Consider the following 17074-nt stretch of genomic DNA (forward strand, 5'->3'; position numbering starts at 1 on the left):
GCTGGCATTCAACTCCGGCGGGTGTTCGGGGCAAACAACTCTGATGATGCCAGGCCCAACACTGCCATCGTTAACGCGCCGGTTGCTGTGGTCAGCGCACACGATCTGCACCCCCACGCTGCAAACACACTGTGGGACACAAGATTGTTGTGCACTCGGGATGCTCAGAACTGCGTCGCAAGACTCGTAGTACATCTTTCGGCACAGTGGGCGAACCCACCACAGTTGTGCCGGTTTCCGGACCGGCGACGACCAGTACTAAACGATCACCAGTGAACTGTCTGGCTATGTTGCGAATCACTGCTCGACGCCGAACCCGTCCACCGAATGTGTCCCAGTTACCGCAATTCGCCGCCCCGCTGATCGTGACAGCTCTGACACCGTGGAGGCCCGAGTCCGAACCCGGTCTCTCACAGCGCAATCCGCTGAAGATGACGCTGGTGAGGTTGGCGAGGCACAGGAGATCATCTGGTCGCCGCTGGACCTTAGGAACTGGCGACGCCCGCAATCCGAGACGATGGCCACCGCACCCGCGACTCGCACTAGCGGACAGACGAGGACAAATCACCCACATGACGCGCGCAAGCGACGTCGCGGACGAGGGGGCACGTCAGGCTCCTGACCACCCGTCTGCTGATTCTCCCGCGTTCCAGACTACCCGAACTGTCAGGCTGCTCCGTGGCCCACCACAACACCGTGCCCCGCCCCGCGCCACGGCCGATGAAATGGCCCAAGCGGTTTCGGTCATCACCGCCGGACAACAGCCGCTCACCCTCGCACACTACGTCCGCGACCGAAACGATAGCTGAGACAGTCGATGACGATTCGGGGTGCGCCGGCTAGACACCCTACCCATCGCGATACCAGGACCGACGGTCACAGATCGGGCCACTCGAACACCTGGAACCGGCATGGAAGTCGCGAATCAGTTGCGCGAATCCCCTCTCGCGCACGGATCTGCAACATTTTTGTTGGATATCGGTGCCGTGTGTGCGAGTGCACTCGCACACACGGAGGTTGACCAGTGATTCCATGCTCTGACCTGCGCCGATATGCGGCACACCTGCCGGAAATCGGCTCCTCGGCACCCTCGGAAATGTTTGCTGGCGGGGGTGATCGACGGTGATCACACCTGTCATTCCGCCCCAGTCGCCGCTGCAGGAACTCATCCACGGCCCCGTGTCCACGACCTCGACGCGTGTCGCCAACAGTGAGGTCGTCTACGGGGTGTGCACCGTCGGGGAAGCCGGACGCGTCATCGACAAGCACGCCTACGCCGTCCTGGACTGGCGGCCGGGAACTCGCCTGGAGTTGAGCTGCCTGGATGCGGGTGTGCTGCTGGCCCGACCAGCCGCGGATGGGCCGGTCCTTGTCACCGCGGGCGGATTCTTCCGTATCCCGTATCGGCTGCAGCGCCGGGTGAGCCTGTTCATCGGCGAGCGTGCCCTGCTGATCGGGCACCGCACCCGCAACCAGTTGCTGATCCATCCGCCCGTCGCGCTCGACGAGTTGTGTGCGGCGAGCCTGCGCGTCCTCGAGGCGGTGCGGCGATGACGACACTGACGCAGCCTGCGGCGAACGCCGAGACCATTGCCGCCGCGCGAGTGCTGCTGACCCAGATGGGTATCTCTCCCGCCGATCTCGTCACCACTGGTGCGGCGGTGCCGACCTTCGGCGAGGTCATCCCGAAGGTGAGGGCGCGGTTGTCGGAGGGCACGCTGCGCACGTACAACACCCACTTCGAGCACCTTCTCGCAGCGTGGAGCGATCACCGCCTCGACGAGCCGACGAAGACCGACCTCGAGGAGAAGGCGCGCGCTATCCAAGCCACCGCCCACACCAACCGCGCCTCCCGCGGCGGCGCCTGCGCGGTGCGGCATTTCATCAGCGCGGTGCGCTGTGTCTACCGCTACGGCGAGGACAACGGCTGGATCCGCCCGTGTGACAACCCCGCCCGCCAACTCACCATGCCCGTGCGACGCCCGTCGCAGCGCTACGCGATCCCCTCGGGCCAGTTGGCCGAGATGTGCCAGACCGCAGCTACCACCGGTGACGACCCCGAACTCGACGCCCTGATCCTGCGTCTGCACGTCGAAACCGCCTGCCGCCGAGGAGGTGCGCTCGCGCTGCGCCCGCACGACCTCGACCCCGACCAATGCCTGGTGTATCTGCGGGAGAAGGACGGCACCGACCGGTGGCAACCGGTGTCGCCGACCTTGATGCGACACCTGCTCGACCACGCCGCCCAACGCAATAGCCCGCAGTCGGGGCAATTGCTGCGCTACCGCAACGGAAAACCCATCACCGCACGGCGTTTCGACTACATCTGGAGGCGAGTCGGCGAGGCCCTGCCTTGGGTCGCGGCCCAAGGCATCAGCATGCACTGGCTACGTCACACCACCCTCACCTGGGTCGAACGCACCTTCAGCTACGCCGTCGCCCGCGAATACGCCGGACACCGAGGAAAAGCCCCCGGCACGACTGCCACCTACGTCAAATCCCATCTCCAAGAAGTCGCCGCTGCGCTGTCGATACTCACCGCCGAACCGCATCCGCTCGTCCCCGGACACCAGCCGGGCACGCATACGCCGTCCGCACGCTGATCGCATCGCGATAAAGGACTGTCATGACCGAGATCGCTCTCACCTCACCCACAGCCGTCGTCGCGCGCACAACCCAGCCCGAGACGACCACACCGAAGCCGCGTGCGCACGGCTTCTTCTGGACAGTGCTCACCGCGGCAGCCACGGTCAGCATCACCGGCAACGCCACCCAAGCCGTCCTGCACGACACCGCACTCCCCGCCGTCGCCGCTGCGGTCGCGATCATCCCACCCCTTGCTTTGCTGGCGGCCGTGCACGGGGTTTCGGTACTCGCGCGTGCGCACGCAGGCGCCCGCAGCACCCATCTGATCGCCACCGCGATGACCGCTCTCATCGCGACCGGCGCATTCTGGTTGTCGTTCACCGCACTACGGTCACTCGCGATCACCGCCGGTGTCCCGCACGGGGAGGCATGGTTGTGGCCCATGATCATCGAGGGCTCGATGGCCCAGGCGACGGTCGCGCTGCTCGCGCTCGCCCACTCCACCACCCACAGTGACAGCGCTTCGGCCACCACTGATCAGTGCGCACCGCAGAACACGTGCACACCATCGGCCACACCGGCAGCAACTGAACCCGAGGTGATGATCGACAGCGATCAAGTGCGCGCGCCACGGCCGTTAGCCGACCGCACCGACGCAGAGTTCAGGGAAGTCGCGGCGCTGCTGTGCGCACGAGACCCCGGCCGCCGCCGCGATCCCGACACAGTCGCCCGAGCACTGACTCACCACCACCTCGATGGGTGGACACCGACCCGAATCGCACGGGAATTGAACAAAAGCCGCTCGACCATCAGTCGAATACTCAGCGACGCCGCGACAATCGACATCCTCGCCACATCCCGACACGCCCGCGCGGATCAGGCTGATGCCGATAAAATTCCTTTGGAGCCGTGCTCCCGCATCGGCTGCTGACGTCGCCCGCAGGCCCGACGGCCGGGCCGCGACGAACGAGATCCAGAAAGGCTACTGACCGCAGCTCGCCCGCGGCGTGAGTGGTGACCGCCGTCAGGATCGCAGATTCCCTTCCAATCCATTGAATTGCATTCCAATTCATTCCGTTTCGTGGGAAATGGAATGAATTTCGATCTGCGGATGCGTAGAGGTGTTTGCGGTCAGACGGATACGGCGTGCATGTTCGCACGCACCCAGGGGAGCCGGTGGGGATGACCTGGGCGGATTCGCTGGCGCGGTGGCCGTTGTGGCCGTAGACGCGATCGGTGAAGGTGACCAATCCGTGCCCGATGTCGCGGGACACCAGGAACATCGGCAAGCCGTCCTGCGACTTCCACGAAATACCGGTGTGGCGGAGCGTGTACGGCGTCAGATGCTTGATCTGTAGCGACTTCACCGCCGTGCCGTAACGGGCGATCGACTCCTCGGGGTCCGCGCCCCGGCACGGCGGGTGAAAGGACTCAGATGTCCACGCGCACCGATATCGTCGCCGCGCTCGAGGCAGGGGCAGCACACAGGCAAGCCCGTGCAGACGCCGCCGAGCGGGTTGCCACGCCTTCTCATAGAGGGAGGAGGCGGTGATCGGCCCTTTGTCGGTCAGGGGCCATGTGCTGCTGGATCGGACGAATCTGCCTCAACCGCCGACCACAAGGAAGGGACTCCTCAATGCATCAGCATGCCAATACCTCTCGACAGCGGGTCGCTGAAGGTGTTGGATACCTCACAGAGCTTTTGTTGCAGGTACCAGCACCACAAACGCGCCGCTACAGCGCAACGGCTCGGGAGGGGGTCCCCCGCATGGACATCGACCTCACGTGTCCACACTGCCGCCAGCTCGACTCGGTTCAGAGTGTGCCCGCGTTGAATGCCGATGGTGTGTCGACCAGTTCCGGAACGAACGTCTATTCCGGCGTTGGTGTGGCTTCAACTGGCCTGGTCCCGGTGTTCGGTACTGCCACGGTTGAGCGCACTCACACCACATCACTTGCACGGAGTCTGGCCCGCGAGCCCGCACGTACTCCAGCCGGCCGCCTGACCTTCTTGGCGCTTGTGCTGCTGTTGCCAGCGATGTGCTGGATCGTTCCGGCAATCATCTCAATCGCCGATCCGTATCCCGGCGTATCACCGTGGGTCGCGGCTCTTTCCACCGTGATCTTCTTCGTGGTCCTGACCACGCCTGGCGGCCTCCTGCTCAGCGTTGCTGTACGTCGTATTCGCCGCAACGGGAGAGTCGTACGAGGACGTCGGCGCGCTCACGCTGTATGGCAGGCCGGTTTCTACTGCCATCGGTGCGGTGTCGCGTTCTGGCCTTTCTCTCCAGCGCCGGGCATTCCTTCACGGCAAGCCTTCGCGCCGCAGCACTTCCGGTGGTTCGTGTGGAACGCCGGTGGTTACGCCAGCGCCTGAATCCAACATCAAGTCGGGAGAGGTGGTTGGTGTGGCGGTCGGCTTCGGTGATGGGCTCGCCGACATTGTGCCGCCCGTTGCGCGTGCGGCGGTGATCAGTTGCCGGGCTTGTTTGACGCTGATTTCGAGCAGATCAGCGACATCTTCGTCGGTTTGATCTTGGTCACGGATCACTGCGGCGGCAACAGCTTGGTCGGCGCGGTGGCGGGCGATCTCCTCAGTGGCTCGTGATTCGACTGCGCTGATCTGCTGGCGCAGCGCCTCGATTTCTTGGTCACGCTTGGCTTCACACGTCGTGATCGCCTGCCAATCGTTGAGGTACCGCTTCACCGCTTCGGTGATCGCTCGCTCCCGCTGACGTGCCTGTTCTCGGCGTTCACGAATACGCGCACGCGAACGTTCCAGTCGCTCAAGGGCTTCCGGGGATCGAACTGTCCGCGATGACCGCGGCGGACGACGCGACGACATGACCGACCTCCTAGTCGGGTCTGCCTGCTGATTCTCCCGCGATCGATCATACTCCCGCACTCGCGCGGCAAGTCTCGGTCGCATTTGAACGATGACCTGCCGAATTCGACACCTGCGCCTCGCCCAAGCTGGCGACAAGTGTTCCAGCACTTGTGATCTGGTCGCCGCAGTCTCGCCGGTCAGCTAACCCTGCTTACGCCTGATCGAGATCGCGAGCAAATTCCGAACCAGATCCAGGCATTATCCGCTCAGGTTGGCGAGCAGAAAGTCGCGAGCGACACCGGAGGCTCGTTCAAACTGCTCCTCGTACACAGCGAAGTGCGGGCCAGGGATCAGGGCCAGTTGTTTGGGTTCCAGTGCCTCGGCGTAGCTCTGTAGCGCGATATCGGCGGGTGTCAGGGTGTCCTGATCGGCGATCACCATCAGCAACGGTGTCGGAGATACGCGGCGTAGGAACGCTTCCGGGGCGTAGGACTGGAATTTATCGATGCTGGAGAGGGTGACCTCGTTGCGCCAGGTCGGGACTTGCGGCCCGTTGGCCATCAACCAGTTGTAGACCTCGATACCGGGCATGGCGACGAGTTCGGTCGGATCATCGGAGGCCGCCTTGATCGTCTGGTGCGGTTTACCGGAGGCGCGGGCCTGGCGGTCGGCGGCGATGGCCGCATGCACGGTCGGCAACATGATCGACGGCACCAAGCTGCGGAAGTTGGCCCACCCGTTGGTCAGTGGCACCTGCGATACGACCGCACGCACCCGTCGATCGGTCGCCGCGACGACCAGGACGTGGCCGCCCGCGAAGCTGGTTCCCCAGATGCCGATGCGTTCGGGGTCGATACCGTCGAGGGTCTGGGCGAAGGTGATCGCATCGCGATAGTCCTCGATCTGGGCGAAAGGGTCGACCTCGAAACGTGGTTCACCATCGGAGGTCCCGAATCCCGGGTGGTCGTAGACAAGACAAGCTAAGCTGGCCTTGCTGAACACTTCGGCGAACGGCGCAACCCATTCCTTGACGCCGGCGAACCCGTGGGTCATCACCACCAGCGGGACCTGCCCCGTCGCCTGCTCGGGCCGGTCCAGCCAACCCCGCAAGGTCACTGCGCCACTGGTGAATTCGACATCGACGCGCATCGCGGTTCCTCCCATTGCACCGGTCTTGTCATCAAACTACGGCGCGGGTGATGTGCTGTCGAAGGTTTCTCAAATCCTTGCCTCTGACCAGCTTTTAGCAACTGCGCGGTCCGGAATGTCGGCAGCACGTGAATACTAGTTCTGGCCCACTTTCGATGATCTTGGGCGTGTCGATCCCGTTGGGGCGCAGCATCTCTGGCTATAGACCCTGCTTGTGGTCGTGGGTAGTGCGCTGGAGTCGCTGTTCGGGTTGTTGTTGCCGCATCTGTCGGGTGTGCGCGTCGACGGAGTCGATGCGAGCGGCCGGACGATCCGGCTGGACGCGCATGGTGAGGCCGAATCGGCTGCCTGTCCGGACTGTGGCACCGTGTCGGAACGAGTTCACAGCCGTTACATGCGGCAGCTGACCGATCTGAGCATCGGTGGGCGTGCCGTGTGTATCCGGTTGCACGCCAGACGGTTTCGATGCCTGACATCGGATTGCCAACGCAAGATTTTCGCCGAGCAGATCGCCAGCTTGGCCGGACGGTATCAGCGTCGCAGCAGCATGCTGACCGGGCTGCTGACCAAGGTGGCACTCGCGCTGGGTGGCCGGGCCGGGCAGCGCATGACCGGTCATCTCGCCACCGAGGTGCCACGATCGACGCTGTTGCGGCTGATCCGGGCCCTGCCACTACCGGCAGCAGGCGCGTTGCCCGCCGTCGGTATCGACGACTTCGCGATCCGCAAAGGCAACACTTACGGCACCGTCAGAAAGCCCGGAGTTCAGTGGAAGTGAAGGAATTTCGCTGGGAACTCAAGGGGTGGAAGGGCTTCAGGACGAGAGCAGTGCTTGGGTTCGCGGTGACTCAGGGAGCCTGGCGCAACGCCGCCACCGCGAGTACGCGGACTACGCCGCGCAGCGGCTGTACGCGATCGACACCGCGGTCGACGACGACCCGGTGTAGCACTCGGCGACGTGCCGGAAGTAGCTGCGGTCCCACAACTCCTTTCGGCAGGGGGTGGTCGGGATCGGGGGTGTGGCCGGTACCCTCGGATGTCGAGATGATGCGGGTGTGTGCGGAATCGATGGGGTCGATTCGTAAGCAGATGTTACGGTCGTTGACGTGATTTCGAGGGGACGTCGACCGAGGGATGCGGTTGAGACGCCGCGGCCCCTGTTCCTTCGTCCTCATCCGGGGGGTGTCCCTATGGTTTTCGTCAAGTTCGGCGGCTAATCCGGTTGAGGGGATGAGTTCTGGCGTCGAGGATGGGCGGGATGTCGGGAGTGAAGTTCGTGCGCCAGGTGGACGGGTTGACCTATGAGTTCGCCCGTGAGGGGGATGCCCATGGGTTTCCGTCGTATAAGCGTGTCGACCTGGATATTTGGTGTCAGCGACTGCCGGACTTCGGGTGGGTGGTGTGTACGAAGTCTGGTGAGGTGTCCAGCCGCCCGTTCGACGACCCGGGAAACGGTGACCTTCCTCCCGAGGGGGTGTGGGTGAGCCGCAAGGGGGACCGGTCGTATGTGTATGACCTGGTCCGCGTCGATTCTCAGGCGGTGGCAGGTCCCGAAGTCCGGTAGGGCTGTTTGGTTTTCAGCATGGCGTAGAGGACGTCGCAGCGGCGTCTGGCCAGGCAGATGAGGGCAGCGTTGTGTTTCTTTCCCTCGGTGCGCTTGCGGTCGTAGTAGACCCGACTGGCCGGGTCGTGCAGGGCCGCGAACGCGGACAGGAACAGCGCCCGTTTGAGTTTGTGGTTGCCGGATCGGGCGGGGTGCTCGCCGCGGATGGAGCTGCCGGAACGGTGGGTGACCGGGGCGATGCCGGCATAGGCGGCCAGGTGCCCGGCGGTGGCGAAGGCACTGCCGTCGCCGACTTCGAGCAGGATGCGGGCTCCGGTCCTGACCCCGACGCCGGGCATCGAGGTCAGGACCTTGGCAAGAGGGTGCGCATCGAGCATCCTCTCGATATCGGTGGCAATGCTTTGCCGTTGCAGCAGAACCGATTTCAACGAGTCGGCCAATTTTGGGAGCACGACCTCGGCGGCCTTGCTGCCGGGGACGGTGACCGTCTGCGCGGGCAGTGCGGCAAAGATTTCCTCGGCCAGGCGCGCGCCCATGCGGGGTGCGTGTTTGACGGCGAGGGTGGTGAGCTTGCGTTTCCCGACCGCTCGGATGCCTTCGGGGCCGCCGCAGCGGGACAGGATTTCCAGCACCGCTGGATGGGCGATGCGGGGGCCGAGGAAGCGTTCGAGGGCGGGGTGGATGCTGGTGAGCAGGCCGCGAATGCGGTTGCTGGTGCGGGTAGCCTCCCCGGCCAGGTCGTCGTCGTAGCCGACCAGCACCCCGAGTTCGGTGAGTGCTTCGTCGCCGACGTCGACGCGACGCAGCGTGTGCGGCATGGTTCGGGCGGTGTCGGCGATGATGAACGCGTCGCGGGCGTCGGTTTTCGCCTGTCCGGGATACAAATCGGCGATGCGGCGCATCGACAGTCCGGGCAGATAGGCCACGTCGTGGCCGGAGGCGCGGGCCACGGTGACCGGCAGCGCGCCGATCGTGTTGGGCTGATCGACGACGATCAGCAGCGGCCCGTGTGCGGCCAGCTTCTCGAACACCGCCCGCAGGCGGGCTTCGTCGTTGGGTAATGCCTTGTCGTGCAACCGTTTTCCGGTCGAGTCCAGCCCGACCGCGTGATGCTCGCCCTTACCCACATCAACGCCGCAGAACACGGCATACGCCTGTGTCACCCTGAGGTGTCCCTTCATCGCGTCGAGCCCGGACGGCCGCCGATCCGGCGTCGACGTCCGTCACCCACGTTACGAAGAGACCTGTCCTCGGCCCTGTCCCCATCAGCGGTCCATCGACGCCACCAGCGCCCGGCGACACCACCCCCCGGATCATGCACACGACAGGGGCAAGAAGTCATACCGGGACTGGCGACCGTGACCCCGTAGCAGGGTCACGAAGAAGGTAACGGGGGTAGCGGGCAGGGGCTTTGATCCCTCGGAGGCTCCGCTTTGTCTCGTACCGACGCCCATACGCCGTTTCGCGTCCGGCTCCACCGTGGTGAACTCGCCGCACGTAGCGATCACGCGTCTGACCATGACGTGTGCGATTTGCCGCCACGCCCTCCGCTCACTCGTGCCGAGTGGTACCGCACCTGCTGCCATTGGGGTCTGCATTACACGGGCACCAACATGTGCCCGTGCTTGCTGTGCCACGCCGGCGTTGCGGCGCGACGCGCGAATCGCCGTGAGCGCCAGCGTAATCGCCGCGTACTTGCAGAGTCGCTCGAGTCCTGGCGTGCGGGAGCGTGTTCCAGCTTCGACGAGATCACCACGCCGGTAGCACGGCATCGCTTCCGGTAGGCAGATGAGCAGTCGGTCCCGGGCTGGGGTCACAACGCGACACTCTGGCTGGTCGTGTGCTCACCCCGCCACACCGGGCCCGCGGCGTGAGTCCGCACAGCGCCGATCCCGGCCCCCGTGAAGGCGAAATTCCTCCATCAGGTGGTATCGCTCAGCAGGCCGCGGGGTGGGCGGCGACGATCAGCGGAAGCGACGTGCGCGTGCGAGACGGTGGGCGCGATCATGGAGCGAGTTTCCGGTACCGCTGGCAACCCATCGCACTGTGAAGGGTGTGGGGCGTTGCATGGCAGCGCGCAATCGGTCCCGAGCCGGTTCCGAGACCGGAAAGGATCCCACCGATCCGTCGCTCAGTGCGGTGGTCACCGCGTCGACGGCCGCGACGCAATCGGACAGGATGTGCAGGGACTGCGCACCCAACTCGGGCGCCAACGCCACTTCACAGATCGCGATGACCTCGCTCTCTGTCGAGGAGATCCCTACCGTGCAGCGCCCGCTGCCGCTGCGCCCATCGGCGGCCATCCAGTTCCCCAGGAGCACCTCCCCGATGTTGCTTGCACCCGCGCTCGGCACGCAACTGCGTCATCGCTTCGACACGCAGCGCCTCCGCCCGCCGGTAGGCCCGGCTCATCGCCTCGCGCTGCCGGATTCTGTTGGCCAGCTTCAAAACGAGCATGTCGCCCTCGAGCAGCGTCTGCACATAATGCAGCCCTTCGCCCGTGCCCGGCGCAGCTGTGGACTGTGCAGGGCATCGAGGATCTCCGGCGAGGCGGTGCCGTCGACTTCGGCCCAGCAGGCAGTGACCAGCACGTCGAAACTGGAGAGCATCGACTCCACCAACGGGCCCGGCACCGGGATATTCGCCATGGGCAGAACGTAATCCGCGCCACCGACAAGAACACGAACCCGGCCAGACACACCCCGCGCGGAGCGATTGCGGACCCCCGGCAGGCTCATACCGCCCGTCCGTGTCCGGCCCTCAACGTTGATGATCACGCGTGGACCGCCAGCCGCGCCGAGGTACTGGTTGCAGCCTGCCGGGCCACCCGATTTCCCTTGGGACATGGCCTGATTCATGCCGATGCTCACTCCGAGAACGCTGTCAAGACCGACCGCGGGTTCGTTCTGATCGACTGGGACGGATGTTGCCTCGGGCCAGGGGAACTCGACCTGATCAGCGGGCTGCCAGATCACTTCCAAGAGCCAGAGGCAGACCGCCACCAGTTCCTCGACGCCTACGGGCACGACATCCTCGGCTGGCCGACATGGCGGCTGCTCCGCGATATTGCCGAGCTGCATTCGATCGGCTCGTATATTCGGCTGGCACCGGACAAGCCCGTCGCTGCTGAACAGCTACAGGTCCGGATCGGTTCGCAGCGAACGGGTGACTCTCAAGTACGGTGGACCGCAGTGTCGTAGGCACCGCTGGGGAGTGCCGAGGTCTGAGTGTCTACAGAGGCGGCGCCGGCGCCGGTCCTGAGTTAAACTGAACGAGGACCCTTGGGGGTGAGATGAATCTATAGCATCGGTGACACTTCTAGTACCCCTGAGCCGCTGGCTGCGTGCTCAACTCCATTCAAATACCTCGATCGCAGCGTCGGGCAAGTTTAAAGTTGATACGATCCTCGATTCGGCTAGAGCTCGCCGTCGCGATGCTTTATTGCGTACGCCAGAACCAAGAGTCAGCCAATTCGAAGTGGAGGAAAGAATTGCGCGCTCCCCACCTGCCGGATTGCCCCGCTGCAAGTGTTGATCAGATGCCGGTCGCTCGAGTCCGTGACCAGATGAATATGCTTGCCCCTCACCGTGAAACGGCGCGGATACTTGAAGGCCTACTCGACGATTGGCATCGCGATAGGAATATAACTACGCCAATACAGACTGTTCGTCAGTTGCTGGACTTGATCAGGCAATTGCCTCGAGGGGACGAGCGGATAGCTGCAATGAATACCGTGGTCAGAATCCTCGGTACCGCGAACACGCTGGCGACTCTCTTGGATATGATTAGGGATTCAGCCACGCGCGAGGGATCCCACGAACAAGAATTGAGCCTATACTCGCGGCTCGAACCTAAACACAGCTTGTATGGGTGGTGCGGTCAAACGAAGCTAATCTGTTCGAGCCCAGGTCTGACACCGGGAACGCTGAGCCCAGAGCCGGGAGTGCAGGAAATACTGGGACGCATTCCCACGACGGTTTGGGGGCTCAACATGCACATTTGGCAACCGAACCCGTTCGCCAAAGGTTTTCCGTCAGGGAAGCGGCCGGAGCCAAACGTTATCGTAGAACCGCCGCATTCCCATCCCTACGACTTTGCGTCGATGGTTGCTATCGGCTCGATGCATCAGTCTATCTACGCTCAACGCGGACCTGATGGTTCCACTGTCAGTATCGAGAACGGGCGCTATGACGGATTGATGCTAGAACATGTGTCTGGAGTTTGGCCGCCTCACACCGACCAGGAATCAGCTCAGGTCGTTGTGCTGGAGGAACGGATCCGCCTCTCTGCCGGCGACTGCTACTACCTGCCATGCAATGTGATCCACGATGTGGAAATCGATGCGACCGTTGCGTCGACGAAACCGGCGATCACACTCTTTCTGAGGTCGGAAGCCGTTGTGAAGCCTCATGTCTATATGGCGTCTTCAATGGTTGACTACCATGCTGCGCATCCTGACATCGAGCGCTTGGGTCAGCCGATGCTTGAAGAAGATTGGCATACCAAACTCAGGATGGTGAGTGAATATCTACGAGGAGATAGCCCGAACTTGATCCTAGACGACGTCGTTAAGCAGCAGAGTGAATATGCGTTCTTTCATCGATGAATAGAATATAGAGGCCAATAGATGCAGTTTCGAATCTGTGTGCTATGCGGCTCAGGCGCAGGGATCAGCACCATTTATATCGAAGAAGCGGTTAGGCTGGCTGGCGCGCTCGCCGAGGCGGGAATTGGGCTAGTTTATGGCGGTGGTGGGGCCGGTTTGATGGGCGTGGTCGCTCGCTCGCTCAAGAGTCGCGGTGGGCATGTCACGGGAGTTGTTCCCCAGGTATTGTTCAGCGAGGAAGAGTTCATTGACGAGTCGGACTTACTCCACGTCGTGAACTCTTATCATGAGCGAAAGATGCTCATGTATTATCTCTCGGACGGATTCATTGTGCTACCCGGTGGCCCAGGCACTCTCGAGGAACTCATGGAGCACCTTACGTGGATGCATCGAGGGCGTACGCCCAAGCCGGTCTACATCATAAATCAAGCAGGATATTGGGATCCGCTACTTCAAATGTTCGAATCGATGCAGGACCGTGGATTTATCTCGCATGATTTGAATAGCAAATATTTGATCTGCGAATCATCCTGCGATGCTGTATCGGACTTCATGTACGGACCTGTCAGGTCGGGAATCGCTCGTATCAGTACTGATGTGAAAGGCGAAGAGTCAATATCGATTGATCAGAGAATCGCCGGTGATCCACCGTTGGCAAGTATCGACAAAAATGGAATGTCCGAGTCGGAAGAGATCACACAACGTGAACTACCGGATGTGGCTGACCTTAGCGCGCCTTAACATACGATATGACGAAATATTCTCCCTTTCCCGACAGTTGCAGGGCAATCCATGATCCCAGTCTTCATCCCGTGGCGTTACGATGACCATCGCGCCAAGCTTAGAGCGTGGATATATGAACGCTTTTGGTTGCCGCTAGAAGTCGACGGCGGCTTCCGTGTGATCGAAGGCAAGTCGCCGGAGGGGCTGTTCAACCGGTCGGCCGCACTCAATGATGCTGCGCGACAAGCCAATGAGATGGCAGACTGGGATGTCGCGGTGATCGCCGACGCGGATGTGTGGGTGCCGGCTCCACAGTTGATGCAAGCCGTCTCCTCAGCCGCTGAAAACGGCACGCTCACAGCGGCATACGATGCGATCTTAGGGCTGACACATGCCGGGACTGACGCCCTATTGGAGACTGGCCACCTGAACTTCATGGATCATGGTGTCGACAAGATGCGCACTACTGAGCACCTCTCGGAGGTGCAGTCCAAAATGCTGGCGTGTCCACGCGAATTGTGGGATGACATTGGCGGTTTCGATGAGAACTTTGTTGGCTGGGGTGGTGAAGACAACGCGTTCTGGAAGGCAGCGGATGTTGTGCGCGGCACGGAACGCGTACCCGGTCCATGCTTTCATCTGTGGCATCCTCTTGAGTCCGATCCTGACACCCGCATGCGCAATCCTGTGTTTCTGAAGAACTGGCAGCGATGGCAGCAGTACAAGCGCTCGCGCAATCACTCTGATATCAAAAGACTCTGGAGCAATGCTTCCGAGCAGGCCCCTCCGGATCTCGCGAAAACTACTCGAGCACCTGTCCGTGAATGCGTGACCGGGCGGCGGGCAGCTGTCGTGGGACTGGGGCACACGGGGCTACCGCTGGCAGCGGCACTTGCGGAGGCCGGTACGAGGGTGTACGGCATCGATACTGACCCCGACGTGGTAGCTTCAGTCAACAATGGGGAATCTCACGTCGATACAGTGCGCGGGGAGGAATTGCGTGCTATTCACGAGTTGCTCACCGGGCAATCAGATCCCAACATTATATCCAGCTGTGATGTCGTAGTCGTGTGCGTCCCAACTCCTTTGGACGCAGAAGGTATTCCGGACTTGTCTGCGCTGCGTTCGGCAACGCTCATGGTTGGCCCGCGAGTGCGTCGGGGGCAGTTGATAGTTATCCAATCAACAACTTTTCCGGGAACGACCGAGCGAATTATTCGTCCGTTGCTTGAATCTACCGGCAATATCGCTGGTGTGGACTTTCACCTTGCATATTCACCTGATCGTGTCGACCCTGGAAACGCAGACTATGACTGGCATTCGGCAACCAGGGTCGTTGGTGGCTCCACTGCCGCATGTGCGGCGGCTGCTGCTGAATTCTTTCGGCCACTGGTGCGCGATGTTTACATCACGCGCGGCCTCAATGAAGCTGAGGCGAGTAAAATGCTGGAGAATATTTTCCGGCAGGTTAATATCGCGCTCGTTAACGAGTTCGCTCAGATTTGTTACGCAATTAGTGTCGATATATGGGACGTCATCGCTGCCGCTTCTACGAAGCCGTTCGGGTTCATGACTTTTCGGCCTGGGCCGGGAGTCGGAGGGGAATGTATACCGGTCGATCCGCTCTATATGGCTTTCGCAGCGCGTGAAGCGGGTCGGATATTCACCCTTGTCGAAGCGGCACAGCTAGTTAATGACGCGACACCAGAATGGATTGCGGAACGGATTTTGGAAGAATGCAGAAAACGCGCAGATCATCCAAAAGTTCTTATCGTGGGTGTTACATACAAGCCGGATGTCCGCAGTACTGCAAACTCGCCGGCATTGCCGATTATATCCTTACTTCAGCGGTTCGGGGTGCGGGTCTGTTACTACGATGAGATGGTCGAGGATTTAATCGTCGACGGGCAGTGCCTAGAACGGATCGCAGCCATCGATGACGTGCATTTTAACGAGCCAGTTGATCTAGTGGTTATATTGCAACGACACAGGGGCGTAGATATTGAACGCTTGTCTGCAATTGGTCCGATCTTCGATACGAGTGGAGGTATGGCAAATGGGCAAACGATCAATCTGTGGGCGCAGGGGAACTGAAATGACCGTCGAGTTCACGGCACATCCGGTCACTTTTTGGCAGAAGTTGGCGCTTTTCGAACGTTTAGCACCCATTGCGACTGTGTGGAATCCATGACGAGCGGCGGAGGGGCTCGTCGGATACCTGATCGGCGTCCGACCATAAGGTTCGCGCCGGAAGAGTTCGGGTATGGTCCGCTCGGAAAGGCCCTACACATTGCCCGAGCGATTCGCGGGATAACGGGCGATGCCGTCGACCTGGAACTGATCCTGTCTGCGGATACCTTTCGCAGCCCTGTCGGCGACGGACTCTTCGATCGAATCAGTACGGACGGGTTGTCGGTCGCCGGACGTGCTGACGCTCTAGTGACCATAATGAACGTCAAGGGAATCATGGCCGCGGCCGCACGAGGCGAAAGAATCTATGCAGTCGATTCTCTCGCATGGCTATGGGACGAGCCTCTTCCCATCCAAGACGTCATAAGCATGTACTTCTACCAGGATCTTCCCATCCTCCCCGTACCCGCGAGGAACTTGGCGAGGATGCCCGATCCCACGCCCATTTCGGCGATCGGACACCTGCCCAGCCACACTGTGGATAGCCGACAAGGTAACGAGTCCATCGTCGGCATCCCCCAGTTGGTCATAAGCCTCTCCGGGATCGAGACTCCTGATTCGCGGCTGGATCTGGACAACCTTTGGTACCCGCCTTACGTTCTGGATGCCCTAGAACACCTCGCCGACGCCGGGCAGGTAGATCCGGACGAGCTTGCGCTGTTCGGCAACACCACGGTGATGAGGCATTTCGCCGGCCCCCAAATTGCACGCTCTTTGCGTCAAGGATCGCAACACGAATTCGGCACTACCGCCCGCGCGGCAGGCGCGGTTGTTTGCCCGCCAGGGCTCACCACTATCGTCGAGTGCATTCGTGCGGGGATCGGCCTGAAATTGCTTCCAGCACAGAACACTGGACAAGTGAAAATGATGAAAATATTTGTGGACGCTCTCGGTATTCCAGCCATGCCTTGGACCGGGGATTCCGTCCGGATTCTGCAGGACGCGAGGCTCCCAGGATCCGTCAGGACGGCGATTATGCGAGGGATCATCGCCGAGGAACGGCTGTCGCGCGACTATGCCGATCCAGGGGCATTGCTATCGCTGCTCACGCAGGATGTATCGGTGCCTGACGCTGCAACCGTTGACGGCTTGATCGGTCCCGGTGACGGGGCGCTGGCGGTGGCCAATCACGTGGTATCGGCCCTTTCGCGCTGAGACTTTGACTTCTTTCGAATGTCGGAAATGGGCCAGCGGCTGCAGCGCAACTAGAGTCTCCCGTTTGATATGTAGGAATTTGTGGAAGTTGAAGGACGGCGCGCCGATGGTCGTGGTGTCCCGCGACGCCGGGCACGGATCAGTCACAGTCACCGACCGCGTCTACGGTCACAACGACCGCCGCGCCAGCGAATCCGCCGTGGTGTGGGAGCCCACGCAGCAGTGGTGTTGATTGATGAGGAGCGGCGGGTGCTGACCGGATGGACCCGGCGGC

General features: G+C 61.8%; 16 protein-coding genes. 12 read left to right on the forward strand and 4 right to left on the reverse strand.

Annotation, left to right across the window (positions count from 1 at the left end):
* Positions 1 to 1122: 1122 nt before the first annotated feature.
* The 4 genes from ACW2Q0_RS16980 (at position 1123) to ACW2Q0_RS16995 (ending at position 4963) form a co-directional block, all read left to right on the forward strand.
* Positions 1123 to 1554, forward strand: coding sequence for a hypothetical protein (locus ACW2Q0_RS16980; RefSeq protein WP_457191141.1), 432 nt, complete (start codon positions 1123 to 1125; stop codon positions 1552 to 1554).
* Positions 1551 to 2603, forward strand: a complete 1053-nt coding sequence (locus tag ACW2Q0_RS16985) for a tyrosine-type recombinase/integrase (RefSeq protein WP_457191143.1) — start codon at positions 1551 to 1553, stop codon at positions 2601 to 2603. The genes ACW2Q0_RS16980 and ACW2Q0_RS16985 overlap by 4 nt, the downstream gene beginning before the upstream one ends.
* 23 nt (positions 2604 to 2626) lie before the next feature.
* On the forward strand, positions 2627 to 3517 hold the full coding sequence (locus ACW2Q0_RS16990) for a DUF2637 domain-containing protein (RefSeq protein WP_457191144.1): 891 nt from the start codon (positions 2627 to 2629) through the stop codon (positions 3515 to 3517).
* An 837-nt stretch (positions 3518 to 4354) separates the two neighbouring features.
* Positions 4355 to 4963 (forward strand): hypothetical protein, encoded by a 609-nt coding sequence (locus tag ACW2Q0_RS16995; protein ID WP_457191146.1) that lies wholly within the window; start codon positions 4355 to 4357, stop codon positions 4961 to 4963.
* Here the strand turns inward: ACW2Q0_RS16995 and ACW2Q0_RS17000 are convergent.
* Positions 4892 to 5293 (reverse strand): hypothetical protein, encoded by a 402-nt coding sequence (locus ACW2Q0_RS17000; protein WP_457191148.1) that lies wholly within the window; start codon positions 5291 to 5293, stop codon positions 4892 to 4894. The genes ACW2Q0_RS16995 and ACW2Q0_RS17000 overlap by 72 nt on opposite strands.
* 378 nt (positions 5294 to 5671) lie before the next feature.
* Positions 5672 to 6562, reverse strand: coding sequence for an alpha/beta hydrolase (locus ACW2Q0_RS17005; protein ID WP_457191150.1), 891 nt, complete (start codon positions 6560 to 6562; stop codon positions 5672 to 5674).
* Positions 6563 to 6776: 214 nt separating this feature from the next.
* Between ACW2Q0_RS17005 and ACW2Q0_RS17010 the strand changes: the two genes are divergently transcribed.
* The 3 genes from ACW2Q0_RS17010 (at position 6777) to ACW2Q0_RS17020 (ending at position 8126) form a co-directional block, all read left to right on the forward strand.
* Positions 6777 to 7340, forward strand: a complete 564-nt coding sequence (locus ACW2Q0_RS17010) for a transposase family protein (protein ID WP_457191152.1) — start codon at positions 6777 to 6779, stop codon at positions 7338 to 7340.
* Between the two features lie 25 nt (positions 7341 to 7365).
* Positions 7366 to 7509, forward strand: a complete 144-nt coding sequence (locus ACW2Q0_RS17015) for a hypothetical protein (RefSeq protein ID WP_457191154.1) — start codon at positions 7366 to 7368, stop codon at positions 7507 to 7509.
* A 311-nt stretch (positions 7510 to 7820) separates the two neighbouring features.
* Positions 7821 to 8126 (forward strand): hypothetical protein, encoded by a 306-nt coding sequence (locus ACW2Q0_RS17020; protein ID WP_457191156.1) that lies wholly within the window; start codon positions 7821 to 7823, stop codon positions 8124 to 8126.
* On the opposite strand, the gene ACW2Q0_RS17025 is transcribed toward ACW2Q0_RS17020, so the two are convergent.
* On the reverse strand, positions 8096 to 9289 hold the full coding sequence (locus ACW2Q0_RS17025; protein ID WP_457191224.1) for an IS110 family RNA-guided transposase: 1194 nt from the start codon (positions 9287 to 9289) through the stop codon (positions 8096 to 8098). The two genes, ACW2Q0_RS17020 and ACW2Q0_RS17025, sit on opposite strands and share 31 nt — an antisense overlap.
* Before the next feature lie 1057 nt (positions 9290 to 10346).
* Positions 10347 to 10607 (reverse strand): hypothetical protein, encoded by a 261-nt coding sequence (locus ACW2Q0_RS17030; RefSeq protein ID WP_457191158.1) that lies wholly within the window; start codon positions 10605 to 10607, stop codon positions 10347 to 10349.
* A 41-nt stretch (positions 10608 to 10648) separates the two neighbouring features.
* Between ACW2Q0_RS17030 and ACW2Q0_RS17035 the strand changes: the two genes are divergently transcribed.
* The 5 genes from ACW2Q0_RS17035 (at position 10649) to ACW2Q0_RS17055 (ending at position 16800) form a co-directional block, all read left to right on the forward strand.
* Positions 10649 to 11326: a phosphotransferase family protein gene (locus tag ACW2Q0_RS17035; RefSeq protein WP_457191160.1), complete on the forward strand. Its 678-nt coding sequence runs from the start codon at positions 10649 to 10651 to the stop codon at positions 11324 to 11326.
* A 524-nt stretch (positions 11327 to 11850) separates the two neighbouring features.
* Positions 11851 to 12732, forward strand: coding sequence for a hypothetical protein (locus ACW2Q0_RS17040; RefSeq protein WP_457191162.1), 882 nt, complete (start codon positions 11851 to 11853; stop codon positions 12730 to 12732).
* Positions 12733 to 12753: 21 nt separating this feature from the next.
* The gene (locus ACW2Q0_RS17045; RefSeq protein WP_457191164.1) at positions 12754 to 13473 is read left to right on the forward strand and encodes an LOG family protein; all 720 of its coding nucleotides are present in this window, start codon (positions 12754 to 12756) and stop codon (positions 13471 to 13473) included.
* A 51-nt stretch (positions 13474 to 13524) separates the two neighbouring features.
* Positions 13525 to 15549: a nucleotide sugar dehydrogenase gene (locus tag ACW2Q0_RS17050; protein WP_457191166.1), complete on the forward strand. Its 2025-nt coding sequence runs from the start codon at positions 13525 to 13527 to the stop codon at positions 15547 to 15549.
* A gap of 93 nt (positions 15550 to 15642) precedes the next feature.
* Positions 15643 to 16800 (forward strand): hypothetical protein, encoded by a 1158-nt coding sequence (locus ACW2Q0_RS17055; RefSeq protein WP_457191167.1) that lies wholly within the window; start codon positions 15643 to 15645, stop codon positions 16798 to 16800.
* The last annotated feature ends 274 nt before the right edge of the window (positions 16801 to 17074 follow it).

This window comes from Nocardia citri, assembly GCF_054065835.1.